This window comes from Paenibacillus arenilitoris (genome assembly GCF_014705655.1).
Taxonomy (GTDB): Bacteria; Bacillota; Bacilli; order Paenibacillales; family Paenibacillaceae; genus Pristimantibacillus; species Pristimantibacillus arenilitoris.
In genome coordinates this window covers 35,642-61,869 of the sequence record NZ_JACXIY010000028.1, presented here as the reverse complement: position 1 = coordinate 61,869, position 26,228 = coordinate 35,642, and the positions used below count along the sequence as shown (strand labels likewise).

23 protein-coding genes and 1 pseudogene are annotated in these 26,228 nt (G+C 59.0%); 18 read left to right on the top strand and 6 right to left on the bottom strand.

Annotation, left to right across the window (positions count from 1 at the left end; all coding sequences use genetic code 11):
• Window positions 1-183: 183 nt before the first annotated feature.
• Window positions 184-1,128, bottom strand: coding sequence for a thioredoxin-disulfide reductase (trxB, locus tag IDH41_RS21980; RefSeq protein ID WP_190864894.1), 945 nt, complete (start codon window positions 1,126-1,128; stop codon window positions 184-186).
• A 159-nt stretch (window positions 1,129-1,287) separates the two neighbouring features.
• Here trxB and IDH41_RS21975 point away from each other — a divergent pair, with 159 nt between their 5' ends.
• The 8 genes from IDH41_RS21975 (at window position 1,288) to IDH41_RS21940 (ending at window position 11,835) form a co-directional block, all read left to right on the top strand.
• Window positions 1,288-1,962 (top strand): response regulator transcription factor, encoded by a 675-nt coding sequence (locus IDH41_RS21975; protein ID WP_190864892.1) that lies wholly within the window; start codon window positions 1,288-1,290, stop codon window positions 1,960-1,962.
• The gene (locus IDH41_RS21970; protein ID WP_190864890.1) at window positions 1,959-3,356 is read left to right on the top strand and encodes a sensor histidine kinase; all 1,398 of its coding nucleotides are present in this window, start codon (window positions 1,959-1,961) and stop codon (window positions 3,354-3,356) included. The genes IDH41_RS21975 and IDH41_RS21970 overlap by 4 nt, the downstream gene beginning before the upstream one ends.
• 88 nt (window positions 3,357-3,444) lie before the next feature.
• Window positions 3,445-4,323, top strand: coding sequence for a UTP--glucose-1-phosphate uridylyltransferase GalU (gene galU / locus IDH41_RS21965; RefSeq protein ID WP_190864888.1), 879 nt, complete (start codon window positions 3,445-3,447; stop codon window positions 4,321-4,323).
• Between the two features lie 857 nt (window positions 4,324-5,180).
• Window positions 5,181-6,290, top strand: coding sequence for a GntR family transcriptional regulator (locus tag IDH41_RS21960; protein ID WP_190864886.1), 1,110 nt, complete (start codon window positions 5,181-5,183; stop codon window positions 6,288-6,290).
• Window positions 6,291-6,457: 167 nt separating this feature from the next.
• Complete coding sequence (gene araD / locus IDH41_RS21955) at window positions 6,458-7,153, top strand: L-ribulose-5-phosphate 4-epimerase (protein ID WP_317890794.1); 696 nt, start codon at window positions 6,458-6,460, stop codon at window positions 7,151-7,153.
• Window positions 7,154-7,169: 16 nt separating this feature from the next.
• Window positions 7,170-8,840, top strand: a complete 1,671-nt coding sequence (locus tag IDH41_RS21950) for a ribulokinase (protein ID WP_190864884.1) — start codon at window positions 7,170-7,172, stop codon at window positions 8,838-8,840.
• A gap of 622 nt (window positions 8,841-9,462) precedes the next feature.
• Window positions 9,463-10,704: an FxLYD domain-containing protein gene (locus IDH41_RS32010; protein WP_190864882.1), complete on the top strand. Its 1,242-nt coding sequence runs from the start codon at window positions 9,463-9,465 to the stop codon at window positions 10,702-10,704.
• Between the two features lie 12 nt (window positions 10,705-10,716).
• On the top strand, window positions 10,717-11,835 hold the full coding sequence (locus IDH41_RS21940) for a S1C family serine protease (RefSeq protein ID WP_190864881.1): 1,119 nt from the start codon (window positions 10,717-10,719) through the stop codon (window positions 11,833-11,835).
• A gap of 381 nt (window positions 11,836-12,216) precedes the next feature.
• Here the strand turns inward: IDH41_RS21940 and IDH41_RS21935 are convergent, their stop codons facing one another.
• Window positions 12,217-12,429 (bottom strand): hypothetical protein, encoded by a 213-nt coding sequence (locus tag IDH41_RS21935; RefSeq protein ID WP_190864879.1) that lies wholly within the window; start codon window positions 12,427-12,429, stop codon window positions 12,217-12,219.
• Between the two features lie 55 nt (window positions 12,430-12,484).
• On the opposite strand from IDH41_RS21935, the gene IDH41_RS21930 reads away from it, so the two are divergent.
• Window positions 12,485-13,042 (top strand): hypothetical protein, encoded by a 558-nt coding sequence (locus tag IDH41_RS21930; RefSeq protein ID WP_190864877.1) that lies wholly within the window; start codon window positions 12,485-12,487, stop codon window positions 13,040-13,042.
• Window positions 13,043-13,212: 170 nt separating this feature from the next.
• On the opposite strand, the gene IDH41_RS21925 is transcribed toward IDH41_RS21930, so the two are convergent.
• Window positions 13,213-13,824: a superoxide dismutase gene (locus IDH41_RS21925; RefSeq protein ID WP_190864875.1), complete on the bottom strand. Its 612-nt coding sequence runs from the start codon at window positions 13,822-13,824 to the stop codon at window positions 13,213-13,215.
• Between the two features lie 354 nt (window positions 13,825-14,178).
• Here IDH41_RS21925 and IDH41_RS21920 point away from each other — a divergent pair, with 354 nt between their 5' ends.
• The 7 genes and pseudogenes from IDH41_RS21920 (at window position 14,179) to folE (ending at window position 18,445) form a co-directional block, all read left to right on the top strand.
• Complete coding sequence (locus tag IDH41_RS21920; RefSeq protein WP_190864873.1) at window positions 14,179-14,601, top strand: GNAT family N-acetyltransferase; 423 nt, start codon at window positions 14,179-14,181, stop codon at window positions 14,599-14,601.
• A gap of 119 nt (window positions 14,602-14,720) precedes the next feature.
• The gene (locus tag IDH41_RS21915) at window positions 14,721-15,278 is read left to right on the top strand and encodes a DUF402 domain-containing protein (protein WP_190864871.1); all 558 of its coding nucleotides are present in this window, start codon (window positions 14,721-14,723) and stop codon (window positions 15,276-15,278) included.
• Window positions 15,279-15,280: 2 nt separating this feature from the next.
• Window positions 15,281-15,874 carry a signal peptidase I gene (gene lepB / locus IDH41_RS21910; protein WP_223829950.1) on the top strand — a complete coding sequence of 198 codons (594 nt, stop codon included), beginning with the start codon at window positions 15,281-15,283 and terminating at the stop codon, window positions 15,872-15,874.
• Window positions 15,871-16,311: a ribonuclease HI gene (rnhA, locus tag IDH41_RS21905; protein WP_190864868.1), complete on the top strand. Its 441-nt coding sequence runs from the start codon at window positions 15,871-15,873 to the stop codon at window positions 16,309-16,311. Before lepB ends, rnhA begins: the two co-directional genes overlap by 4 nt.
• A pseudogene (queG, locus tag IDH41_RS21900) lies at window positions 16,308-17,501 on the top strand (tRNA epoxyqueuosine(34) reductase QueG); the annotation flags it as partial. The gene rnhA and the pseudogene queG, both read left to right, overlap by 4 nt.
• A gap of 89 nt (window positions 17,502-17,590) precedes the next feature.
• Window positions 17,591-17,812, top strand: coding sequence for a YneF family protein (locus IDH41_RS21895; protein WP_190864983.1), 222 nt, complete (start codon window positions 17,591-17,593; stop codon window positions 17,810-17,812).
• Window positions 17,813-17,851: 39 nt separating this feature from the next.
• Complete coding sequence (folE, locus tag IDH41_RS21890) at window positions 17,852-18,445, top strand: GTP cyclohydrolase I FolE (RefSeq protein WP_190864865.1); 594 nt, start codon at window positions 17,852-17,854, stop codon at window positions 18,443-18,445.
• A 60-nt stretch (window positions 18,446-18,505) separates the two neighbouring features.
• Here folE and IDH41_RS21885 read toward each other — a convergent pair whose 3' ends face one another.
• Window positions 18,506-19,594, bottom strand: coding sequence for a Fe-Mn family superoxide dismutase (locus tag IDH41_RS21885; protein WP_190864862.1), 1,089 nt, complete (start codon window positions 19,592-19,594; stop codon window positions 18,506-18,508).
• 267 nt (window positions 19,595-19,861) lie between these two features.
• The gene (locus tag IDH41_RS21880) at window positions 19,862-20,902 is read right to left on the bottom strand and encodes an alpha/beta hydrolase (RefSeq protein ID WP_190864861.1); all 1,041 of its coding nucleotides are present in this window, start codon (window positions 20,900-20,902) and stop codon (window positions 19,862-19,864) included.
• Between the two features lie 216 nt (window positions 20,903-21,118).
• Between IDH41_RS21880 and IDH41_RS21875 the strand changes: the two genes are divergently transcribed.
• Window positions 21,119-21,862, top strand: coding sequence for an IclR family transcriptional regulator (locus IDH41_RS21875; protein ID WP_190864859.1), 744 nt, complete (start codon window positions 21,119-21,121; stop codon window positions 21,860-21,862).
• A 71-nt stretch (window positions 21,863-21,933) separates the two neighbouring features.
• Here IDH41_RS21875 and acnA read toward each other — a convergent pair whose 3' ends face one another.
• Entirely contained in the window at window positions 21,934-24,645 is a 2,712-nt protein-coding gene (acnA, locus tag IDH41_RS21870) for an aconitate hydratase AcnA (RefSeq protein ID WP_190864857.1), read from the bottom strand.
• Between the two features lie 262 nt (window positions 24,646-24,907).
• Between acnA and IDH41_RS21865 the strand changes: the two genes are divergently transcribed.
• Window positions 24,908-26,218, top strand: coding sequence for an amidase domain-containing protein (locus tag IDH41_RS21865; RefSeq protein WP_190864855.1), 1,311 nt, complete (start codon window positions 24,908-24,910; stop codon window positions 26,216-26,218).
• The last annotated feature ends 10 nt before the right edge of the window (window positions 26,219-26,228 follow it).

Here is a 26,228-nt window from a genome sequence, read left to right as displayed (position 1 = left end):
AAAGGCACAACCTCCGCTCATTCCAGCCGAGGTTGTACCTTTTCCATAAACTTGTTCAGGCGCCGCTCGTGCGAAGCATGGAGAACAAATGGTTGCGGTAGCATTGCCTTTCTATTGTATCTCTCAACAAAGTAATTATACATAATTTGCACTTTTTGTACCAGTACGTTTACAAAAAAAGAATTAAGCGTGTACCGCCTCATGCGCCAGCGATTCCAAGAAGCGTTCGCAGTCCAGCGCCGCCATGCAGCCGCTGCCCGCGGCCGTAATCGCCTGCCGGTACTGGCGGTCCTGCACGTCGCCGCATGCGAATACGCCCGGAATATTCGTCTCCGTCGTGCCCGGCTTGACGACGATGTAGCCTTGCTCGTCGGTGTCGACCTGGCCGCCGAGGAAGCCGGTGTTCGGGGTGTGGCCGATCGTCACGAACAGGCCGTCCGTCTCGAGCAGCTCCTCCTCGCCCGTCTCGTTGTTGCGTACTTTGAGTCCTTGAAGGCCCATGCCCGTAGCCGCGACCTCAAGCGGCGTACGATTCAGGCTCCATACGATTTTGTCGTTCTGGCGCGCGCGGTCCTGCATGATTTTCGAGGCGCGCAGCTCCTCGCGGCGATGGACGAGGCGCACCTCGGAGGCGAAGCGGGTAAGGAACACCGCTTCCTCCATCGCGGAGTCGCCGCCGCCGACGACGATGATTTTTTTGCCGCGGAAGAAGAAGCCGTCGCATGTCGCGCAAGTGCTTACGCCGCGGCCGATGTTGTCCTGTTCGCCCGGAATGCCGAGGTACTTGGCCGAAGCGCCGGTCGAGATGATGATCGATTCCGCCTGCAGCTGGCCGAGCCCTTCCACGTCAAGCGTGTAAGGACGATTGCTGAAGTCGACGCTCTTCACCGAGCCGGTCTTGAACGTGGCGCCGAAGCGCTGCGCCTGCTTGCGCATGTTGGACATGAGCTCGCTGCCGAGGATGCCGTCCGGGAAGCCGGGGAAGTTCTCGACCTCCGTCGTCGTCGTCAATTGGCCGCCCGGCTGCCAGCCCTCGATCACGAGAGGCTCCATGTTCGCGCGCGCCAAGTAAATGGCCGAGGTCAGTCCCGCGGGACCGGTGCCGATAATAATCGTTTTGTATGCCATATCTATTTCCTCCATTCGGGAACTTGCGTGAAATAATGAGTACTACTTTAAAATTATTATAATCAACTAGCCATGTCAATATCGTTCATGTAACGTTCATGTTGGTGGTGTATCATTAAGCTTAGTGACTTCATAAGGACGACTGGAGGCGTATGATAGATGGCAAAAATCGTAGTGGCGGACGACGATTCGAACATCCGGGAGCTGGTCAGCCTCTTTCTGCGCAGGGAAGGGTACCAGATTATCGAAGCGACAGACGGCGTCGACGCGTTGGACAAGCTGGAGGCCGTCAAGCCGGACCTTGCCGTCATCGACGTGATGATGCCCCGCATGGACGGCTGGGCGCTGTGCGCCGCTCTGCGGGCAAGCTACGACATGCCGCTGCTCATGCTGACGGCGAAGGGGGAGACGAGCCAGAAGGTGAAAGGCTTCGAGCTCGGGGCGGACGATTACATGGTGAAGCCGTTCGACCCGCCGGAGCTGATCGCGCGCGTCAAAGCGCTGCTCAAGCGATACCGGATCGCCTCGTCGCAGACGGTGGAATTCGGCGATATCCGGATGAACCGGACGGATTTTCATATGACGGCGTGCGGCGAGAAGGTGACGCTTCCGCCGAAGGAGTTCGAGCTGCTCTTCAAGCTGGCAAGCTACCCGGGCAAGACGTTCTCTCGCGACCAGCTCATCGAGCAGATATGGGGCATGGATTACGAAGGCGATGAGCGCACGGTCGACGTACATATCAAACGGCTGCGCGACCGCTTTCCGGAAGAGACTTACCGCTTCCGAATCGCGACGATCCGCGGGCTCGGCTACCGGCTGGAGGAGTGGGCATGATCCGCAGCCTGTATGTCCGGATAACGGCGACGTTCCTGATCATCGTACTGGTCAGCATCGGCGTCGCGTTCCTGTTCACGAACCAGCTGTTCAAGCGCGATGCCAGAGGGCAGCTCCCGGAACAGCTGGACAAAGCGATCGACCGCATCGAGCAGCTGTACGCGGTGTCGGAGCCTTCCTCGATCGGGGAGTTTCTGGAGGAAATGTCGTCGCTCCAAGGACTTTCGATCGTTGCGGTGAACCATGCCAACCGGCTCGTCACGGTAGGCGAGCGGGGCGACGCGCTTGCCCGGCGCCTTACGTACGAGCAGCTCGTCAACGCGTTCGCGGGCCATAACGTGAGGGTGAACACGTACGATCAGGGGAGCAACGCCCCGCCGTCGCCGCCCGCGTTCGGCAAGCGCGTCCTGCTCGGCAACGAGAGCTGGGCGCTGTTCGTCCAGCCGGACCGGTTCCCGCAGGCCAGCAATTTCATTTGGACGGCGGTCACGCTGCTCGTCACGATTCTGGTCGTCGGGGGCGTGCTGATCCTGGTGGCTGCCCGATATTTGGTGAAGCCGCTCAAAATGATGACGAACGCGGCGACCCGGATGGCCGAAGGGGATTTCACCGTCCGACTGCCGGTCAGCCGCGGCGACGAGCTCGGCGAGCTGGCCGGGAGCATGAACCGGATGGCGCTCAGCCTGTCGCAGCTCGAGACGATGCGGCAGGACTTCGTGGCGAACGTGTCGCACGAGATTCAGTCTCCGCTGACGTCGATCAAAGGCTTCGCCGAAGCGCTGCGGAGCGAGGAAGTGACCGAAGCGGAGCGGGAGCGCTACGTGAACATCATTAAGCAGGAGAGTACCAGACTGTCCCGGCTGAGCGAAAATTTGCTGAATCTCGCGTCGCTCGATTCGCAGCAGCATCCCTTTCACCCGGAGACGTACCGGCTGGACCGCCAACTGCGCGACGTCGTGCTTGTCTGCGAGCCGCATTGGCTGGCCAAGCGGCAGACCGTCGAGCTGCTGATGGAGGAGACGGTCATTCGGGCGGATCGCGACCAGCTGAGCCAGGTATGGATGAACCTGCTGTCCAACAGCATGAAGTTCACGCCGGAAGGCGGCAAAATCGCTTTTACGCTGACGGAGCAGGAAGGGTTCGCGGTCGTGCGGATCGCCGATACCGGCATCGGCATTCGCGAGGAGGACCGAGACCGCCTGTTCGAACGGTTCTACAAAGGGGATGCTTCGAGGGACCGGAGCCAGGGCGGCAGCGGTCTCGGCCTGTCGATCGCGCACCGGATCGTCGCCATTCACGGCGGGACGATCATGCTGGATCCCGCATTCGACCAGCGGGCGGGCGCGGGCTTTATCGTCCGGCTCCCGCTTAAGCCGGCTTCATCCGATGGATAATTAGGCTCGGAAGGGTTATGATGGATGAAGTGAAGTCCTGTTGTTTTCAGTTTCAGGCGCATAACGAAGTTATGGGGGCGATGAGCGAATGGAGAAGCGGATACGGAAAGCGATAATCCCGGCCGGCGGTCTCGGCACGCGGTTCCTGCCGGCAACGAAGGCGCAGCCGAAGGAAATGCTGCCGATCATCGATAAGCCGGCGATTCAATATATCGTGGAGGAAGCCGTCGAGTCCGGCATCGAGAGCATCGTAATCGTCAGCGGTCGGCATAAACGGGCGATCGAGGATCATTTTGACAAATCGGTCGAGCTGGAGATGGAGTTGGAGGCGCGGCATAACGAAGAAATGCTGAAGCTGGTGCGCGGCATTTCGAAGCTTGCGGATATTTATTACGTGCGCCAGAAGGAGCCGCTCGGCCTCGGGCACGCCGTCTTGTGCGCCCGCCGGTTCATCGCGGACGAACCGTTCGCGGTTCTGCTCGGCGACGACATTCTGACCTCTGAACCGCCGTGCCTCCGCCGGATGATGGACGTGTACGAGCAGCAGCAATCGTCCGTCGTGGCGGTCATGGAGGTGCCTTGGGACCAGACGCATAAATACGGCATCGTCGATATCGAAGAGGGGCGTCAGGTTGCGCGCGTCCGCGATATCGTGGAGAAGCCGGCGCCGGGCGAGGCGCCTTCCAACCTTGCCGTGGTCGGCCGCTACGTGCTGGACCCGGCCATATTCGGCCTGCTCGAGCGGGCGAAGCCGGGGAAGGCGGGCGAGATTCAGCTGACCGACAGCCTGCAGCAGCTGAACCGCGTCGCCTCGCTCTCGGCATACCGCTTCGACGGACGCAGGCATGACGTGGGCGACAAGCTCGGCTTCGTGCAGGCGACGATCGATTTCGCCCTCGAGAGGGCCGATCTTGGCGCGGACGTGCGGCAATACTTGATTGAGCGGCTGAAGGAAACGGACGCCTAGTCGCCGCATAGCGGGAAGGCCGCCCTCCGGGGCGGCCTATTTTGCTTGCCCGCTGCGAGCGGCAGGGTGGGAAGCGGGGGGCACAGGCTGAATCAGGTCTAATAATTAGACCTGATCGCTGGAATTGGTTTAGTTTGTGCGGATCAGATCTAAAAATTAGATCTGATTGCAGAAAAGTAGCGCGAATGAGTTCATTTAGCGGGCTGCAGGCTGAATCAGGTCTAAAAATTAGACCTGATGGCCGGAATTGGGTTAGTTTGAGCGGATCAGATCTAGAAATTAGATCTGATTGCAGAAAAGTAGCGCGAATGAGTTCATTTAGCGGGCTGCAAGCTGAATCAGGTCTAACAATTAGACCTGATGGCCGGAATTGGGTTAGTTTGTGCGGATCAGATCTAAAAATTAGATCTGATTGCAGAAAAGTAGCGCGAATGAGTTCATTTAGCGGGCTGCAGGCTGAATCAGGTCTAACAATTAGACCTGATGGCCGGAATTTGGTTAGTTTGAGCGGATCAAATCTAAAAATTAGATCTGATTGCAGAAAAGTAGCGCGAATGAGTTCATTTAGCGGGCTGCAGGCTGAATTAGGTCTAACAATTAGACCTGATCGCTGGAATTGGGTTAGTTTGTGCGGATCAGATCTAGAAATTAGATCTGATTGACACTTTTGCGGGAGTCGTGCGGAGAACGGAACGTCGGCGCAGTGATGGGGCTAGCGGAAGTTGCGCGAAGCCAGCGTGCGGCTTCGACCAGCGTGCGGCCTCGGAAGCCAGCGTGATTCATTTTCAAACGATGTACGTACAAGTACCCCTTGTGCTATACTACAAGGCATACAACTAACCAAGCCGAGGTGCGAAGTGAAGGAACAGCAAACGCCCAAATATATGCAATTGAAGCAGCAAATTTTATCGTGGATCGTTACCGCGCAGTTCAAGCCGCATGACAGGCTGCCGTCGGAGAACGAGCTCGGGCGGCAGTTCGAGCTGAGCCGGCAGACGGTGCGGCAGGCGCTCGGCGATTTGGAGCAGGAGGGCTGGCTGTACCGAGTCCAAGGCAAAGGGACGTTCGTCTCCGATCAGTCGCACACGGAGAGGCGCGGGCCGTCGCAAGGGATGACGATCGGGATGATTACGACCTATATCTCGGATTACATTTTTCCGACGATCGTCCGGGGGGTGGAGTCAAGCCTGCGCGCGGTAGGCGCGCGGCTGCTGCTGGCCAGCACGGATAACGAGAAGAAGAAGGAAAAGGACAGCCTCGAGTCGATGCTCCGCGAGCCGCTAACCGGCCTTATCATCGAGCCGACGAAGAGCGCGGAGGGAAATCCGAATTTCAATTATTTTATGGCGCTGGACGCGCTCAAAATTCCTTATATTATGCTGAACGAACGGTACAGCGACGTCGACGCGCCCTGCTTGCGCGTCGACGACGAGCTTGGCGGCTACCGCGCGGCGGAGCACTTGATTGCGCTCGGACACAGCCGGATCGCCGGCTTCTTCAAAACCGACGATTTCCAGGGCGTGCACCGGATGCGCGGCTTCCTGAGGGCGCATCGCGAGCATGGCTTGTCGGTCCAGGCGGATTATCTGCACCGGTACGCGTCCGAGGAGAAGCAATCGAAGCCGGCGGAAGCGTTATTCGCTCTGCTGCAGCGGGAGCCGGCCCGGCGGCCGACGGCCATCGTCTGCTACAACGACGAGCTGGCCGTGCGGATGCTGGATGTCATCCGGCAGATCGGGCTTGCCGTGCCCGAGGATTTGTCGATCGTCGGGTTCGATGACGCGGTGCTCGCGATCGCGACGGAAGTGAAGCTGACGACCGTCGCCCATCCGAAGACCGGGATGGGGGCGGACGCGGTCGAGCTGCTGCTCGGCCTCGTGGAGAACCGGCAGCGCAATCGGGCGCAGGATATCGTGTACGACCCGCAGCTGGTCATCCGGGAGTCGACGCAAGCTCCGAAGCAATAGCCTGCGAATTTGCCAACGCCGCCAAAGGCGTCGATGCCGGAAAAAAATACGTGACACACTTGTACGTACAACTTATAATATTAACAAGTTGATTTCCTATTATTGTCCGTATAAGTCTATCCGGTCCTCCCGGATGGACGCGAGCTTGAAAGGAGCGAACGAGTCACATGTTGGAAGCGTTAAAGCATGCCGTATGGGCTGCGAATATGGATTTGCCGAAATACGGCCTGGTCACCTTCACCTGGGGCAACGTCAGCGGCGTCGACCGGGAATCCGGCTACGCGGTTATTAAGCCGAGCGGCGTTCCGTACGAGGAATTGAAAGAAGAGCATATGGTCGTCGTCGATCTGGACGGCAATGTCGTCGAGGGCAATCTGCGCCCGTCGTCGGACACGGCCACGCATGTGTTATTGTACAAAGCGTTCCCGTCAATCGGCGGCATCGTGCATACCCACTCGCCTTGGGCGACAAGCTGGGCGCAGGCGGGGCGCGGCATTCCGGCGCTCGGCACGACGCACGGGGACTACTTCTACGGCGAGGTGCCCTGCACCCGCGCGATGACGGAGGCGGAAATTAAAGGCGCCTACGAGCTTGAGACGGGCAACGTGATCGTCGAGACATTCAAGACGCAGGGCATCGACCCGAACCAGGTGCCGTCGGTGCTGGTGAACAGCCACGCTCCGTTCTGCTGGGGCAAGGACCCGCATAACGCGGTCCATAATGCCGTCGTGCTCGAGGAAGTGGCGAAGATGGCGCTGCACACGTTCCAGCTGAACCCGAACGTTCAGCCGATGGATCAGCATTTGCTGGACCGGCACTATTTGCGCAAACACGGGGCGAACGCCTACTATGGCCAAAAATAAGGAGGAACCAGGCAAAATGAGCAGCAAATACGCAATCGGCGTCGACTACGGCACGCAGTCCGGACGCGCGGTTTTGATCGACTTGTCTAACGGCAGCGAGGTTGCCGAGCATGTGACGCCTTATACGCACCATGTCATCGACGAGAAGCTCCCGGTGTCCGGCATCAAGCTGGAGCATGACTGGGCGCTGCAGCATCCGCTCGATTACATTGAGGTGCTCGAGAAATCGGTGCCCGCGGTCATGAAGGAATCCGGTGTCAATCCCGCCGACGTTATCGGGCTCGGCATCGATTTTACGGCGTGCACGATGCTGCCGATTGACGAGGCCGGCCAGCCGCTGTGCGTGCAGGACGCTTACAAGGACAATCCGCACAGCTGGGTCAAGCTGTGGAAGCATCACGCGGCGCAGGACGAGGCGAATCTGATCAACGAGCTGGCGGAGAAGCGCGGGGAGAAGTGGCTTCCGCGCTACGGCGGCAAAATTTCGTCCGAATGGATGATGGCGAAGGCTTGGCAAATTTTGAACGAGGCGCCTGAAATCTACGACACGGCGGATAAATTCGTCGAGGCGACCGACTGGGTCATCGGCCAGCTGACCGGCAACATCGTGCGCAACAGCTGCACGGCCGGCTACAAAGGGATGTGGCATAAGCAGAACGGTTACCCGAGCAAGGCGTTCTTCAAAGCGCTTGATCCGCGTCTGGAAAATCTGACCGAAACGAAGCTGCGCGGCGAGGTCGTCCCGCTCGGCTCCAAGGCCGGCGAATTGACGCCGGATATGGCGGCCCGCATCGGCCTGGCGGCCGGTACGGCGATCGCCGTCGGCAACGTGGACGCGCATGCGGCCGTGCCGGGCGTCGGCGTCGTGACGCCGGGCAAGCTCGTCATGGCGATGGGCACGTCGATCTGCCATATGCTGCTCGGAGAGACGGAGAAGGAAGTCGAGGGCATGTGCGGCGTCGTCGAGGACGGCATCATTCCGGGCTATTATGGCTATGAAGCGGGACAGTCGGCGGTCGGCGATATTTTCGAATGGTTCGTCGAGGAAGCGGTTCCGGCGTACGCGCACAAGGAAGCGGAGGAGGCGGGCGAGAATATCCACGTCTACCTGACCCGCAAAGCGCAGGAGCTGAAGGTCGGCGAATCCGGCTTGCTGGCGCTCGACTGGTGGAACGGCAACCGTTCCGTCCTCGTCGATACGGATTTGACGGGCACGATCGTCGGCCTTACGCTGCTGACGAAGCCGTGGGAAATTTACCGCGCGCTGCTTGAAGCGACCGCGTTCGGCACCCGCAAAATCGTCGATGCCTTCCACGGCAGCGGCGTCGAGGTAAACGAGCTGTACGCGTGCGGCGGCCTGCCGCAGAAGAACGCGCTGCTCATGCAAATTTACGCCGACGTGACGAACCGCGAGATCAAGGTGGCGGCATCGAAGCAGACGCCGGCGCTCGGCGCGGCGATGTTCGGCGCGGTAGCGGCCGGCTCGGCGAAGGGCGGCTTCGACAGCATCGTGGAGGCGGCGCGGAAGATGGCGCGCGTGCGCGAGGAGACGTTCAAGCCGATTCCGGAGAACGTGGCCGTATACGAGAAGCTGTTCGCGGAGTACAACCAGCTGCACGACTACTACGGCCGCGGCGCGAACGACGTCATGAAGCGGCTCAAGGCGATTAAGGAAGAGCAGGCCTGAATGTCATAATTTTAATTTCATAGACCCGTTTACGCAAAGAGGGGCGTCCGAAAAGCCGTCGTAAGATGATGGAAGAACGCTCCTCTTTCCTTATAAAACAACCTTTCTCCAGGAAATGGAGGCAACCTCCGCCCCCTGCGCAAAGGCTTCGCGTCAGCACGGCTAGGCAAGCGAAGCCTGCGAATGCGCAGCCTTTGCGCGCTATCGATAAGACGGCCGAACGGAATGCCTGCGCACGTGCAGGCATTCCGGGTCGTGCGCCGCTTTTGGCGTCTATAAACCGTAAGAAGATGCACAATCGCAGGCATTTGCTGCGCCTCACGCATGAAGCGATCAAGAGCCTGCACTTTTGCAGGCTTCGGTACAACACAGGCTCACGCATACGTTCAACAAAATAGAAGGGCGCAAGCGGATGGCGGAGCCGGCGCACGGACCGACCGTCGGGTAAGGATTGCGGGTACGGTCCGGCTGACGCGCAAGGCTAGTAAGCCGTCTCTATCATCTATCGGATTAGGGGCGGCTTATTTGCGATCCCATCATTTTTGAATGGAGATCATTTACTTTTTCATATAGAATAGATAAAGATATGCGTCAGAGAATGCAGGCTGGGGGATGAACGTAAGTGTATTGCCATCATTGCGGGAAGAAACGGACGGACGACGCCGTCTATTGCAGCCAGTGCGGCAGGCTGCTCGCTGCGGGGGAAGACGAGGAAGAAGCGGCAAGCGCCGAGCTGGCCGCGGGTTTGCAGGAATCGATTTCGACGAATTCGGCCGAAGCGCCGTTAAATAGATTGCTGGAAAAGAAGGACCAGGGCAGGCGGTCGGCATGGGTTTGGGTAGCGCCGTCGCTGCTTGCCGTCGTTTCGGCGGCGGCCGTGTTTACCTATTATATGTACCAGGAGGGAATTAACGATAAGGTGCTCCGTCTCCAAAACGAGGCGAAGGCGGAGGCGCTCTCCGGCAAGTACGCGGAGGCGCTCGCGAAGCTGGAGGAAGCGGCCGAAGCGCGTCCCGGCTTCGCCGCGGTGCGGGCGGACCTCGAAATCGTAAGCGAGGTCGCCGGTCTCGAGCAATCGCTGTCGGCGATCGGCAAGCAGCTGGACGAGAAGAAGCTGGACGAAGCGGAGCAGTCGCTGCAGCAGGCGAAGGAAGCTTTGGCGGGGCGCGACGAGCCGGTCTACGCCAAAGCGAAGGAGCGGCTGGAGACGTACCGGACGAGGCATGGCGTGATGAAAATATCCGCCGAGCTAGGCGAGCTGCTCACCGTCGACGAGCTGGAGGCGAAGCTTAATGCCGCCAAACATTTGGACGGCGAACAATCGGATACCCTCCGGAAGGATATCGTCGCGAGAATCGTGGAGCTCTGTTACGAGGACGCGATGGCGCTGCTGAACGACAAAAATTACAACGACGCGCTGGCCGTGACGGCGAGGGCGCTTGCTTTCTCCAAAGACGACGAGCGCCTGACGGAGCTCGAGAAGCGCATCGAGAAGGAGCAGAAGCAGTACGAGCAGGCGGAGCGGCAGCGGCTCGAGCAGGCGATGCAGAAGGCGGCGGAGGAGGATTTGAAAAATCAGACGGCCGCCGTGGAAGTCGTCAATATCGTGACGACGCTGGACGAGTTCGGCGATTTGTATATCGAAGGCGAGCTGAAGAACGCCGCGACGAGGCCGATTTATTCGATCTCGGTTCAGTATACGGTGTATGGCGCCGAAGGGAGCGTGCTCGGCACGGGCAGCGCGCTGGCGACGCCCGATTACGTGGAGCCGGGCGAGACGATGGGCTTTACGGGCACGGTGTACGGCGTGTACGAGGAAGGCGCGACCGTCGTCGTCGATCACGCGACTTGGTATTTGGATTGAGGAGGCGATGAGATGAGGAAACGGGTTTGGGCGAGCGTCATCGCGTCGGCCTTGATCCTGTGCGGCGGGATGGGCGCGGCGTATGCCGTTCATACGGAGGTGCCGAAGCGGCTTGGCGGCAAGCCGCTGCTCGCGGCGTCCCCGGCGGGAGGGGCAAAGACGCTGAAGGATATTATTTTCGAAACGCAAAAGCTGGTCGTGATGATCAAGACGGAGAACGGCTCGCAAGGGTCCGGGTTTCTCTATAACCTCGACGGGGATTTGATCACCAACGCGCATGTCGTGTCAGGTGCCCGCAAGGTGACAATAAAAACGGCCGACGCCCGCGAGCTGGACGGCGAAGTGATCGGTATCAGCACGGAGACGGACGTGGCCGTCGTGCGCGTGCCCGATCTGGCCGGCACGGAGCCGCTGCGGCTCGTCCGCGAGGAGGAGGCGGAGGTCGGAGACGAGGTGCTTGCCGTCGGCAGCCCGCTCGGCTTCCAGAACACGGTGACGACCGGCATCATCAGCGGGCTTGGACGAAGCTTCGAAATCGAGCCGTATCTCTATTCGGATCTGTATCAAATCTCGGCGCCGATCGCGCCCGGCAACAGCGGCGGACCGCTCGTCGACCGGAAGACCGGCGAGGTGATCGGCATCAACTCCGCGGGATACGAGCAAGGGTCGATCGGGTTCAGCATTCCGATCGCGAACGTGATCGGGCTTGCGGAAGGCTGGTCGGAGGAGCCGATGGCCGAGCTGCCGGAAGCCGAGGCTTCGGACGATTCGTCGGAACTGGCGGAGGAGTCGGCCATCGACGAGATGGCGGGTTATCTGGTAAGCCATTTCTACGATAGCCTGAACAACGCGGATTACGTCTATGCTTATTCGCTGCTGGGCGGCAACTGGAAGGAAGGGACGAGCTACGAGAAGTTCCGCGAAGGCTATCTCGGCACCCGCAACGTCGTCATCGACGACATGCACGTAAGCGGGGGGGAGGACGACCGGGCGACCGTCATCGCGGTCCTTTCGGTCGACGAGCGGGTCGAAGGCGAATATGTACTCAGCAAATACCAGGTCACGTACGAGGTCGGCTACGAGAACGACCAGCTGAAGCTGCTCAGCGGCAAAGGCAAAGCGATCAAGTAGGATGGCCGCGCGGCGGTAAGCCTCCCGCCGGTACGCGGGCGCGTCTGTAAGGCGGTGTCGTCGCTATACTGGATAGTTGCAGTAACCTTTGACGTTCAGGCTACCCATTGCACTCTATACTGGATATTTGCAGTAAAATGAGGTCATAGGGACGGTTAATGGAGAATTTAGGCTGAACTTACTGGATGAAATCCAGTTTAGCTGCAGCGATTCGCGGAAAGCTTCGCTTATCCTGGATGAAATCCATTGTAGCCGAGCCGTAGAAAGTGGTAGGGGCAAAATCCTGCTGCCGCGCGCCGTTAGCGAGCAGACAGAAATAGAAGCGAAAGAGCCGGCAAGGTCCGTCCATAGTGGCGGAGCCAAGCCGGCTCTTATTCGTCGCTACTGGGCCCCTTCGCTTTCATCCTCGCGAGGGAACGGCGAGTAAATCAGCAACAGACCGACGGTGTCATGGCGCCGAACCGGGAAGCTCAGCAGCGTCGACGGGATAACGCGGCCGTTCAGCTGCAGCTGGTAACGAATGCTGTCGCCGATCGGAATGCCGCTGACCGATACGATTTGCCCGCGCGCATTGAATCGAACGGCCCCCGTCAAGGCAAGCGCTCCTCCAACCGTCAGCCCAAGATAAAAAGGAACGCGGTAGGCACGCGTGACGTTAGGGAACGTCCGGCCGCCATTGATGAGAACCGTTACGAAGTTTTGCGGCCCCGGTCCCGGCGGGAAAGGAATCGGAAACGGAATCGGGATCGGGAATGGGAACGGCGGGAACGGCGGCGGCGGGGGCGGAAAAGGCCCCGGCCCTGGCGGGAACGGCGGCGGGAAAGGTCCCGGCCCCGGTCCTGGTCCCGGCCCTGGCGGGAATGGCGGCGGCGGCGGCGGGAACGGCCCGGGTCCCGGTCCTGGTCCCGGCCCCGGCGGGAACGGCGGCGGTGGCGGCGGGAACGGCCCGGGTCCCGGTCCTGGTCCCGGCCCTGGCGGGAATGGCGGCGGCGGCGGCGGGAACGGCCCGGGTCCCGGTCCTGGTCCCGGCCCTGGCGGGAATGGCGGCGGCGGCGGGAACGGCCCGGGTCCCGGTCCTGGTCCCGGCCCCGGTCCTGGTCCCGGCCCCGGCGGGAACGGCGGCGGTGGCGGCGGGAAAATCGTGCGCGGCCCGCCGCAGCCGCAACCGCCGCCGCCAGCCGCAGCCGGCCGCGGCGGCGCCACATAATAATAACGCGGCCCGTTAGCGTAAGTATTCTCCATGCAAGCACTCCATCTCCTTCGCGAAACGGATTAGGCGATTATCCTCCTGTATCGTATGCGGCATCCGCCTATCCGGTGTTCGGAAGCAAAAAAGACGCCGCCCTCATAGAGAGGACGGCGTCTTGTCCGCGGTTATTATTTCGCAGCGGCTTCGTAGCGTTTGCCGACTTCGGCCCAGTTCACGACGTTCCAGAACGCGGCGATGTAGTCGGGGCGTTTGTTTTGGTATTTCAGGTAGTAAGCGTGCTCCCATACGTCCAGGCCAAGGATCGGCGTTTCGCCTTCCATGATCGGGCTGTCCTGATTAGGCAGGCTGTATACTTTCAATTTGCCGTTAGCTACCGCCAGGAAAGCCCAGCCGGAGCCGAAACGGGTCGTAGCCGCTTTGGCGAACTCGGCTTTGAAAGCCTCGAAGCCGCCCAGTTCGCTCTCGATCGCAGCCGCAAGAGCGCCTGTAGGAGCGCCGCCGGCGTCTGGTCCGATCGTCTCCCAGAACAGGCTGTGGTTCGCGTGTCCGCCGCCGTTGTTGCGAACGGCCGTGCGGATTGCTTCCGGTACGCTTGCAAGATCGCCGATCAGTTCTTCGAGCGATTTGCTTTGCAGTTCGGGAGCGGACTCCAGAGCCGCGTTCAGGTTCGTCACGTAAGTGTTATGGTGACGGCCGTGGTGAATTTCCATCGTCGTCGCATCGATGTGCGGCTCAAGTGCGTTGTGCGCGTAAGGCAGTGCGGGTAGTTGATGTGCCATTGATTACAACCTCCTAAATATATGTAGTTGTTCAACTCCATTATCCCTTAACCGATCGAATAAATCAATATTATTGTTTCAAAAGTCGAAAGGGACGAGTACTCCTATATAACCCCAAATAGGGTGTCTCGAACCATCCCGAAATATGCGGTTTTGAAAGAAAACGAAAGCAAATTTTACATACAACACGATAAAATGGATGTAAGCGCTTAATATTAAGCGTTTTCAAGAGTAAATCGATGATTTCTTCAAATTTTTTAAGAAATATTAAAGAAATAAGCAGGATTTCATTAAATTTTGTCGTAATATAAACTAGATGAAGTACTATGACATGGTATAGAAGGTGTAAATGTAATGAATGTACGTTCCTTCCAGCTGTCCGATTATCGACCGCTTACGGCACTTCTTGAGGAAGTTCTTACCGAAGAGTGCTACGAACAAACGATGGAAGCTTTTGCCCGCCAATTGTCATGGGATAGCGATCTGGTCTTGGTCGCTGTCGAAGATTCGGAAATTGTCGGCATGATCATCGGCACGATCGACAATAACAAAGGTTACTATTACCGTATTGCCGTATCGCCGCTTCATCAGCGACAAGGAATCGGCAAAGCGCTCGTTCAGGCACTCCGCCTGCGATTCGAGCAGCGTCATGTCACAAAGATACTCATTACGGCGGATGAGCACAATGAGCCGGTACTGCCTCTGTACGAATCGTTAGGGTTCGCTTCGAACGATTTCTTCCGGTCCTTTCAGAAGCTGGCCATTGTTGCCGGTTAACCGCGATTATCCTTTTTACTGCATGGAATTTTGCGCGCAGGGCATATCTTCATCGTCATTGATTTTGGCGGTGAGATATGCTTTTCTTATTAATATATACTTAAAACAAGGAGAACGGGATGGAGAGTTATCGGCACTGCGTCATCAAAAGCTTCAAACATAACGGGCATATCCACCGGATCTGGCAGCAGAACTGGCTTGTCCCGGATGATCTTCTGGCTCCCGAGCACAAGGCGGAGTCGATGACCGTTCTCATTAACCGTCAAACGCCGATTCAAGAATCCGACGGCAAAACGTGGATCAGCCGCGTGCCGGCCGTATCCTTTTTTATACCCGGCGAGTGGTTCAACGTCGTCGCGCTGCTGGAGGAAGGCGGCATCCGCTATTATTGCAACGTGGCTTCCCCTCCTTATTTGCAGGGCGGCGTGCTTACGTATATCGATTACGACCTCGACGTGATCCGAACGCCGGACGGCGGACGATTCGTCGTGGATCAGGATGAGTACGAGATGCATAAAGCGGCCTATCATTACCCGAAAATGGTGGATGACAAGGTGCGGGAAGGGCTGGAGGCGCTGCTTGCCCGGATCGACCGCGGGCTGTCCCCTTTTCGGGACGGCGACGCGGCGCGCTATTACGAGGAATGGCTGAAACGAGGGGGCGGGGAGGAGAATTGAGCTTGCTGGAGCAGGATAGAGAGCCGGGCACGGAACGGTCGTCCTCGGCCGCGCCGTCACGGACGGTGCCGGAATGGCGCAAGGAGCTGTACGACTGGCTGAAAACGCTGGTGATCGCTTTTGCGGTCGTCATGGCTTTGCATTATTTCGTGTTTAACCTGTCGACGGTCGAAGGCCACTCGATGGAGCCGACGTTAACGGACGACGAGTGGCTGTTCGTCAATAAGTTCGTCTATCTGGCAGGCGAGCCGAAGCTGGGCGACATCGTCATCCTGACCGAACCGAACGCGACCGGCAAGAAGAGGAAGTTTCTCGTCAAAAGGGTAGTCGGGCTTCCGGGCGACCGGATCGAAATTTACAATCAACGGCTGTACCGGAACGGGGAGCTGATGGACGAGCCCTATACCGACTCCTTGATCGAAGACAGCAGCTACGGTCCGGAAGTGATCGGCGAAGGGCATTATTTCGTGATGGGCGACAACCGCCGTTCCCGCGCGAGCATGGACAGCAGATCGTTCCGCGCGGTGCCGGCCAACCTGATTCGCGGACGGGCGGATTTTATTTTATGGCCATATAAGGAGATTAGAGCGCTATGAAGGAAGTTATGATCTATACGGACGGTGCGTGCTCCGGCAATCCGGGACCCGGCGGCTGGGGAGCGATCTTGTTCTTCGGCGCGCACCGGAAGGAAATTTCCGGCGGGGAGAAGCATACGACGAACAACCGGATGGAAATCCAGGCCGTCATCGAAGGGCTCAAGCTGCTGAAGGAATCTTGCCAGGTGAAGGTGTACAGCGACTCGGCCTACGTCGTGAACTGCTTTCAGAAGGGCTGGATTCACGGCTGGCTGCGGGGCGGCTGGAAGAACAGCAAGAAGGAGCCGGTCGAGAACCAGGAGCTGTGGAAGGAGCTGTGGGCGCTTATGAACAAGCATAAGGTCGAATACGTGAAGGTCAAAGGCCATAGCGATAACGAATGGAACAATCGCTGCGACGAGCTGGCGCGCGAAGCGATCAAGCGGCTGCAGCGATGACGGACCGTTGGACGAGGCTGAAGCAGGAGATGAAGGAGGCCGCGCCGAGCCTTGGCATCGACAAGATCGGCGTCGCCTCGGCCGACCCGTTCACGAGCCTGAAGCAAGTGCTGATCCGCCACCGCGAGCTCGGCCGTGAGTCGGGCTTCGAGGAGCCGGATCTGGACAAAAGAACGAATCCCGCGCTGCTGTTCGAAGATCCGCAGTCGATCATCGCCATCGCCGTCGCTTATCCGGCGAAGCTGCAAAATCCGCCGAAATCGGAGCCGGGCGCGCGGCGCGGCATTTTGTCGCGGTCGGCTTGGGGCGAAGATTATCATAAGGTGCTGAGGGATCGGCTTGCGAGGCTGGAGGCGTGGCTGCGGGAGCGGGTCCCGGAGCTTTGCGTCGAGAGCATGGTCGATACCGGCGCGTTGTCGGACCGTGCCGTGGCGGAGCGGGCGGGACTCGGCTGGAGCGCCAAGAACTGCGCGATCATCTCCCCCGAGCTCGGTTCATGGATTTACCTTGGCGAGATGATTACGAATTTGCCTCTGGAGCCGGACGAGCCGGTTACCGAAGGATGCGGCTCGTGCACGAAATGCATCGACGCCTGCCCGACGGACGCGCTCGTCGGACCGGGGCAGCTGAATTCGAGCCGGTGCATCTCGTTCGTCACGCAGTCGAAGGGGATGCTGACGGACGAATTCATGCGCAAGATCGGCAACCGGCTGTACGGCTGCGACACGTGCCAGACGGTCTGCCCGGAGAACCGGGGCAAGAATTGGACGCATCAGTCGGAGCTGCAGCCGGATCCGGAGGTCGTGAAGCCGCTGCTCGTGCCGCTGCTGACGATCGGCAACAAAGCGTTCAAGGAGAGATACGGCCACACCTCGTCGGCATGGCGCGGCAAAAAGCCGATCCAGCGCAACGCCGTCATCGCGCTCGGCAATTTCAAGGAGGCGAGCGCGGTGCCGGATCTCATTGCCGTTCTGGAGAAGGACGAGCGGCCGGTGCTTCGCGGGACGGCCGCGTGGGCATTGTCGCGGATCGGCGGAGAGCGGGCGGAAGAGGCGCTGCGGGCCGCCGCCGGGAAGGAAACCGACGAGGAGGCGCTGGCCGCCATCGCGTCCGCGATCGAGCGGATCGGCATGGCCGAAGGCGAAGGGCGGAACCGGGCGGAGACAGGCGGCGAAGCGGCGGATTCGCCTTGAACGATTCATTGCGAACGCGAGGCGAACATGCTATCATGGGAACAATATACACAGCTGGAGATTGGAAAGGATTGGGTGACTTTTTTATGTCATGGGTCAACATCGCAGTACCTATCGTAACTTTGCTGGTCGGTGCGGTAGGCGGATTTTTTATCGGCGTTTTCTACTTGCGCAAGCAGCTTGAGAAGATGCAGAACGATCCGGAAATGATTCAGAAGATGGCCAAGCAGATGGGCTATAACCTGAATAAGCAGCAAATGCAGAAAGCCCAGAATATGATGAAAAATCAAAAATTCCCTCGCAGATAAGCGCGAGCGGACAGGTGGGGTCGGAAGGAGAAATGAGAGATGGCGGGACGGAAGGACTACGTGAATACGAAGGTGACGAGCAACCGCGAGCAGATCGAGCACCATATTAAAGAGATTTTGAAGCTCGTGGGCGAGAACGTGGAGCGGGAAGGCTTGCTGGAGACGCCGGCGCGCGTTACCCGCATGTACGAGGAGATTTTTGCCGGGTACGAGGTCGACCCCCGCGAGGTGCTTGGCGTTACGTTCGACGAGCAGCACGAGGAGCTCGTCATCGTGAAGGACATCGTCTACTACAGCCAGTGCGAGCATCACATGGCGCCCTTCTTCGGCAAGGCGCATATCGGCTATATCCCGAGCGGCAAAATCGCGGGGCTCAGCAAGCTCGCGAGGCTCGTCGAAGCGATTACTCGGCGCTTGCAGGTGCAGGAGCGCATCACTTCGCAGATCGCGGACATTCTTGACGAGGAACTGAAGCCTCACGGGGTGATGGTCGTCGTAGAGGGCGAGCATCTGTGCATGTGCGCCCGCGGCGTGAAGAAGCCGGGAAGCAAGACGGTCACGTCCGCCGTGCGCGGCGAATTCCGCAGCAGCTCCGCGCTTCGCTCGGAGTTTCTGGGATTGATCAAACAATAAGTCGGAACGAACCGCCGCGAGCCCTATGCGCTCGCGGCGGTTTTCTTTTTTGCCGCTCCGTCAATACGGCATCCATACGAGCTTGCGCGCCTCCTCGAACCGGTCGTTCACGTACGGCCAGTTGACGACGTTCCACCAGTCCGCGATATAGTCGGGCCGCTTGCTCTGATGCTTCAAATAATAGGCGTGCTCCCATACGTCTAGCGGCAGCAGCGGCACGACGTCCCACTGCGACAGGTTCTGATGCTTCTCGGCGGTCAGAATCTCAAGCCGGCGGCTCCGCGGGCTCCAGACGAGAATGGCCCATCCGCTTCCTTCGACCTTTGCTGCTGCTTCGCTGAATTGTTTTTTGAAGGCGGCATAGCTGCCGAAGTCGTGAATGATCTGGTTGCCGATCGCCCCCGTCGCATCGCCTCCGCCGTACGGCGACATGACGTTCCAGAACAGCGTGTGCAAATAATGCCCGGCCCCGTTGAAGGCGAGCTCCCTCTCCCAATGCTTCACGAGATCGAAATTGCCGCTGAAGCGCGCCTGCTGAAGCTCCTTCTCCGCTTTGTTCAGGCCGTCGACATACGATTGATGGTGGATGTCGTGATGGATTCTCATCGTCATCTCGTCGATATGGGGCTCCAGCGCGTCATACGGATAAGGAAGCGGAGGGAGCGTATGGCCGCCGATCGGCACTTGCTGCATGGGCGCCCGATATTCGAAGCCGCCCGGGCTAATCGCCGCCTGGCGATAGGCGCTCATTAGTCCGAGGTAGTAGTTGGATTCGCGGATCGAATGGGAGATGACGGTTCGGAACGTGGAGGGCCGGTCCGGCGCCGTCGTCCGCTCGAGCAGCTGCGTCAGCTGATCGACGTAGGTGCGCGTTTGTTCCGCGGCGGCTTCGACAAGAGAATCGAGCGTCTGATCGATATGCGCGGGGAGCCGGTAGGAGTAGGGCAGCCATTCATCGAGCCATTGCGAGGCATATTGGGCGGTATGGGAAAATACCGGCTCCCACGATTGAAGCAGCTGGGTGTAGCGCTCGTCTAATTCCGGTTCGGCTTGCAGGATGACGGCGTTATGCTCGAGCTCCTGCATTTTCCAATGGCGGACCAGCTCCATTACTCTGACGGGCATGAGCGTTCCGTAAACAAAAAGCACGGCCTTCGCCTCCTCTAAGTCGCAACATGTGCATCTATGCTAGATTATTCGCGGCTTCGGAGGCGTATGTCGCTCACGAGAAATAGGACCGAGCCTTGCAGCGGGCGCGCCCTGAGGAGGCATTCTGTTGCCCAAAATACATCGTAGCGGGCGAGGCGTGTCTAGCGGTCGGCGAGCGATAGTTGGAGATAGGTAGGCGAGTCCGGACTTACGATCGATTAAATAAAAAAAGCCCGTTCCTCCTTCCGGATCGAACAGGCTCGATTATTACGCCTTCTCCGCCTGCAGCTGCTGATCGACCTGGCTCAGGAACAGCGCGGCGCGTTGGATGTACTCGCTTGGATGGGCCCGGAACAGCAGCTCGTGCTGTCCGTCCTGCACGATCCACGTGCGGGAGAGGACGTTGCCCTGCCCTTCCGCTACCGCTTCCGCCGTCTGGTACGGCGCCTTCACGTCGTTCGTGCCGTGCATGATGAACAGCGGAATGTCATAGACGTTCGAGATGACTTCCTCCGCAGGGATGTTGCCGAAGCTCGTTCCCGTCCAAAGCGGAATGAGCGATTGGATGAGCGGCAGCGAGAAGCGCGGCAGCGATACGAATTGGTTTAAATTATCGAACAGAGCCTCGGGGCTCGGAATAAACAGGCTGTCGAGGATCATGGCGTCGATCGCGTCCGTCTGCAGACCGGCCTGCAGCGCCGTGCCCGCGCCCATGGAGAAGCCCCAGACGACGATATCTTCGGCGCCGCGGGATTTCACGTAGTCGACGGCGGCAAGCAGCTGCTGCGCTTCCTCGAGGCCGCCCGTGGCCGGCGCCTTGTACTGCTTCGAGGCGTAGCCGTAATCGAACAGCAGAATGTTGTAATTCAGGCCGTGCAGCATCTCCGAGAGCTCATACATCGGCACCCAGGATTCCTCGCGGTTGGCGCCGTAGCCGTGACTGAAAATAACGGTGCGGGTCGACGACTCCGCGTCGGCCGAATCGGAGCCGGCCGGGATAAACCAGCCGCTTACGGTCGTGTCGCCGCTTCTGCTCGGGAAGACGACGTCCTCGTATTCAACGCCGATGGCGTCTTTCGGATTGGAGGCGAGCGGAGCGACGAACGGATAAGCAAGCATCCATGCGACGTATCCGTGAAAAATAACGACGGCAAGCAAGCACATCGCGGTAAGCGACGCGATCGATGCGACAAGCAAATGCTTGCCCCTGCTTCTTGTTTTGCGAAGAGCCAGGAGGTTGTCGCCGCCCGGTATCGGAAACGGCTGAAGGCTGTCCATCGGCATCGGTGTCATCGTCGTCGTGCTCATGTCGTCATCTCCTTGATTTGAAAGCGCTTTTCGGTGGTAGTACTTTTATCGTAGTCCGGTCCTAAGGGCCTGTCAATTGATGTCGATTAATTGTTAATCGATTGTAATGAACCTGTAATGTAAACAACTTTTCTTTACGTTGTCGCAAAGAATGAGTTATACTGAATGAGAATAAGTTTCATTTGGTGAAACCTTGCGATCAGGAGGTGCGGCTGCATGGAGGAAGGGAAATCGACGGTTCGTGCAGTGGACCGGGCGCTTGATATATTGCTATGCTTTACTTCGAAGACGGACTGGGCGATGACCGAAATCGCCGAGCAGGTCGGCCTGCACAAAAGCACGGTGCACCGCATGCTCGCCACGCTCGAGGAGAAAGGCTTCATCGAGCGGGACCGCTCGACCGACCGTTATCATCTCGGCCTCAAGGTGTGGGAGCTGTCCGCCAACCTGTCCAGAACGGACGATCAGGCCACGATCTGGCTGCCGGTGCTCGAGCGGCTGCGCGACCAGCTCGGGGAGACGGTCAGCATCTACGTCAGGGACGGGATCGAGCGGATCCGTATTCAAGCCGTGCAGAGCAATCAGGCCGTAAGGCGGGTGGCGCCCGTCGGCGTGAGGCTGCCGCTGTACGCCGGCGCGTCGAGCAAGGTGCTGATCGCTTACGCGGAGCAGGACGTCCGGCAAAGCATCTTCGAGAACCCGGCCTGGCTGAACGCGATCGATCTGGAGCCGTATAAGAAGCAGCTGGAGGAAATCCGCGCGAGCGGGTACGCCACGAGCTTCGAGGAGCGGGAACCCGGCGTGGCGGCGGTCTCCGCGCCGGTCTTCGACCGCGCGGGGAAAATAGCGGCGGCATTGTCCGTATCGGGACCGGCCAGCCGGCTGACGATTCAGACGATGACGGAATACGCGCCGGTCGTCATGGAATCGGCGAAGCGGATGGGCATCATGATTTTGTAGGAGCGGATCGCAATAATTAAGAAGAGCCTCGCCGTCTGGTAACGGCGAGGCTCTTTTGTTGCAATAGCAGCTTACATGTTCGCGATCATTTGGCGAAGCACCGTTTGAAGGATGCCGCCGTTGCGGTAGTAGTCGACGTCAACCATCGAGTCCAGGCGCACGATCGCCGGGAATTCGAACGTCGTGCCGTCTTCGCGCGTCGCCTTCACGGTCACTTGCGAGCCGGGCATTACGTCGTTGGACAAGCCGACGATGTCGAACGTCTCGCGGCCGGTAAGGTTCAGCGTCTTCCAGCTTTGGCCTTCCGTGAACTGCAGCGGCAGAACGCCCATGCCCACGAGGTTGGAGCGGTGGATCCGCTCGAAGCTTTCCGCGATAACCGCTTTGACGCCGAGCAGGTACGTGCCTTTGGCCGCCCAGTCGCGGGAGCTTCCCGTGCCGTACTCTTTGCCGGCGATAACGACGAGGTTTTTGCCATCCTTCTGGTATTTCATCGAAGCGTCGTAGATCGACATCACTTCTTCGGTCGGCAGGTAAGTCGTTACGCCGCCCTCCGTGCCCGGAGCCACTTGGTTGCGGATCCGGATGTTCGCGAACGTGCCGCGCATCATGACTTCATGGTTGCCGCGGCGGGAGCCGTAGGAGTTGAAGTCTTTGCGTTCGACGCCGTTAGCAATCAAGTATTGGCCGCCCGGGCTGTTCACCGTAATGTTGCCCGCAGGGGAGATATGGTCCGTCGTAACGGAATCGCCCATAAGCGCAAGCACGTTAGCCGAGCGAATATCGGCGATGTCGGCCAGCTCGGAGCCAAGGTTCTCGAAGAACGGCGGGTTTTGAATGTAAGTCGATTTCGCATCCCACTCGTAGCTTTCGCCTTGCGGCACCGAAATGGCGTTCCAACGCTCATTCTGCGTAAAGACGTTCTCGTATTTGTCGCGGAACATTTGAGCGTTCAAAGCCGCCGCCATCGTCTCGCTCACTTCCTGGGAAGTCGGCCAGATGTCCTTCAGATATACCGGCTTGTTGTCTTCCGTGTAACCGATCGGATCGTTCGTCAGGTCGATGTTCGTCGTGCCGGCTAGCGCGTATGCGATAACGAGCGGCGGCGAAGCCAGGTAGTTCGCTTTGACCTGCGCGTGCACGCGGCCTTCGAAGTTCCGGTTGCCGGACAGAACGGCGGAGACGGTCATGTCGTTGTCCGCAATCGCTTTGCTCACTTCGTCAGGCAGCGGCCCGGAGTTGCCGATGCAAGTCGCGCAGCCGTAACCGGCAACGTGGAAGCCTAGCGATTCGAGCGGCTCGATGAGGCCGGCATTCGTCAAATATTCCGTAACGACGAGCGAGCCCGGCGTCAGGGAGCTTTTCACGTAAGCAGGCTTCTTCAGGCCAAGCGCTACCGCTTTCTTCGCAACAAGTCCGGCGCCGACCATAACGCTCGGGTTGGACGTGTTCGTGCAGCTCGTGATCGCGGCGATAACAACGGCGCCGGTGCCCATTTTGCTCACTTGGCCGTCATTGTGCTTAACCGTAACGAACTGCTCGATTTTCTCGTCGCTCAGGCCGTAACCGCCTTTGTCGATCGGCGTGCGAATGATGTTGTTGAACGATTCCTTCATCGCCGACAGCTCGACGCGGTCCTGCGGACGCTTCGGTCCTGCCAAGGAAGGAACGACGGTCGAAAGGTCCAGCTCGATGATGTCGGAGAATACCGGATCCGGCGTCTCGTCCGTGCGGAACATGCCTTGCGCTTTGTAATAAGCGTCGACAAGCTCGATTTGGTCTTCGTTGCGGCCGGTTTGGCGCAGGTAGTTGAGCGTTTCGCCGTCGACCGGGAAGAAGCCGATCGTCGCGCCGTATTCCGGAGCCATGTTGGCAACCGTCGCGCGGTCCGCAAGGCTGATGTTCGAGAGGCCCGGGCCGTAGAACTCGACAAATTTGCCGACAACGCCTTTTTTGCGCAAAATTTGAGTAACGGTAAGAGCAAGGTCGGTCGCCGTGGAACCTTCCGCCAGCTTGCCCGTCAGCTTGAAGCCGATAACTTCCGGCATAACGAAGTAAAGCGGCTGTCCGAGCATGCCCGCTTCCGCTTCGATGCCGCCTACGCCCCAGCCTACGACGCCAAGGCCGTTGATCATCGTCGTATGGGAGTCCGTGCCGACGAGGGAGTCAGGATATACGACGGTTTCGCCGTCAACGGTTTTGGTAGCGGCAACGGATGCCAAGTATTCCAGGTTAACCTGGTGAACGATACCCGTTCCCGGAGGTACGGCGCGGAAGTTATCGAACGCCGTTTGGGCCCAGCGGAGGAAACGGTAACGCTCCTCGTTGCGCTCGAACTCGACCTTCGTGTTGTATTCCAGCGCTTCGGGAGTACCGAATGCGTCAACCATGACCGAGTGGTCGATAACGAGGTCGACCGGCACGAGCGGATTGATCTTCTTAGGGTCTCCGCCTGCGCGTTTGACGGTGTCGCGCATCGCCGCAAGGTCGACGACGACCGGTACGCCGGTGAAGTCCTGCAAAACGATGCGGGCAGGGATGAAAGGAATTTCTTTGTCTTCGCGTCCGTCGGCCCAAGTGGCCAGTTGCTTCACGTGTTCAGGGGTGATCGCGCGTCCGTCGAACTGGCGAACGGCAGCCTCGAGCAATACTTTGATGGAGAAAGGCAGCTTCGAAACGTCGCCGAGCCCTTGCTCCTCCAGTCCGCCCAGACGATAGTACGCATACGACTTGCCGCCTGCTTCCAGCGTGGAGCGAACCGAGTAATGATTTTGAGTGGACATCTTCATTCTCCTCTTTTGAATAAACTTTGTGCTCCCTGTATAGTTTCATACAATGAAACACAATTTCAAATTCGCTATACTTCTAGTATATCGTCAAAAAGGCGGTTACGTAAAGTCCAATTATGACCTAAAAAACATGTAAATTCGTTGAAAACGAATGCGGCGAATGTTACATGAAACGCCGGTAGCCCTCATATAATGAAGCAGTTATTCTGTGTGCATCATGCACCTGCTTCTTATCTTCCGCACGGGAGGGATTGGGATGCCGCGAACGGGCAACCGGGGACCGGGCAGTCAGGTTCAAAAGCGTAATCAAACGCCGTCGAAGCCGTTAACTTCCATTCGAAAGCAACCGCAGCAGAAGGCCGTTGCCCAGCCGGAGCCGGGCGGGACGGCGGCCGCGAAGCGGCAGGAGGCATTGCCGGCCGCGGCGGCGCGGGCGTCGGGGCGTCCGGGCGGGACATCGAAGTCCTCTCTGCAGCCGCAGCCGAAGCTTCAATCGCTGCTTCGCTCGTCGGATTACGATAAGAACCGGCAGCAAGGGGCGCAGCAGGGCTGGAAATCGTCCGTCCACCGCTACGTCGGCTTGTACAACCAGGCCGAAACGGATCAGCATGCCTCGGTGCTGACCGATTACGTGACGGACCGGGATCATTGCGACCGGCTTCGCCACCGGCTCGAGCGGCTGCGCGAACGCGACCTGCTGAGAGGCGCGCTGCCGGCCGGGAGCGAGACGAAGGCCGAGCTTGTGCGCGTGAACGAATCGGCAACGGAAGTATCGGTAATGGTCCGGCTTCATATCAAAAGAAGGATGGAGCAGTCGGGACGCTACTACATAGAGGAGCGGTCCGAGTACGAGCGGCTCTGGCTCGGATTGTCCGGCGGCGCCTGGGAAGTGCTCCGGGTCGAGCCGATTATCGCGGAGCGCAGGCCGCGCTACGGGACGTCGATCGACAATTGGATGACCGTCGACGATTATTCCGAGCCGGACGGCCAATTCTCGTCGCCGTCTACGCCATATTTAAATTATGACCTAATCCCGCAATTCAAACACCGTCCCTCCGGCATCCGGTACAGGAGAGATTTGGCTGCCGCGTACGCGGACCGATGGTGGAACGAAGGGAATCCGTCCTATGAGCTTTTCGAAGTCAATTGCACCCACTACGTGTCCCAGTGTCTCTTTGCAGGCAATGCCCCGATGAACTATACTGGTAAAAGGGAAACGGGCTGGTGGTACAAAGGCCGCAACAAAGGAAGCGAATGGTGGAGCTACAGCTGGGCCGTATCGAACGCCTTGACCAATTATTTGACGGCCGCAAGAACGAGCGGCCTGCGCGCGGAGGTCGTCCGCTCGGCGGATGAGCTTCAGCTCGGCGACGTCATCACCTACGATTGGAACGGCGATCACCGGTTCCAGCACAGCACGATCGTGACCGCCTTCGATTCGCAGGGCATGCCGCTGGTTAATGCGAATACCGTGGCCAGCCGCCACCGTTATTGGGATTACCGCGATTCTTACGCGTGGACGGAACAGACGAAATATCGTTTTTTTCATATTAACGATCTTTTATAATTTAATCGTA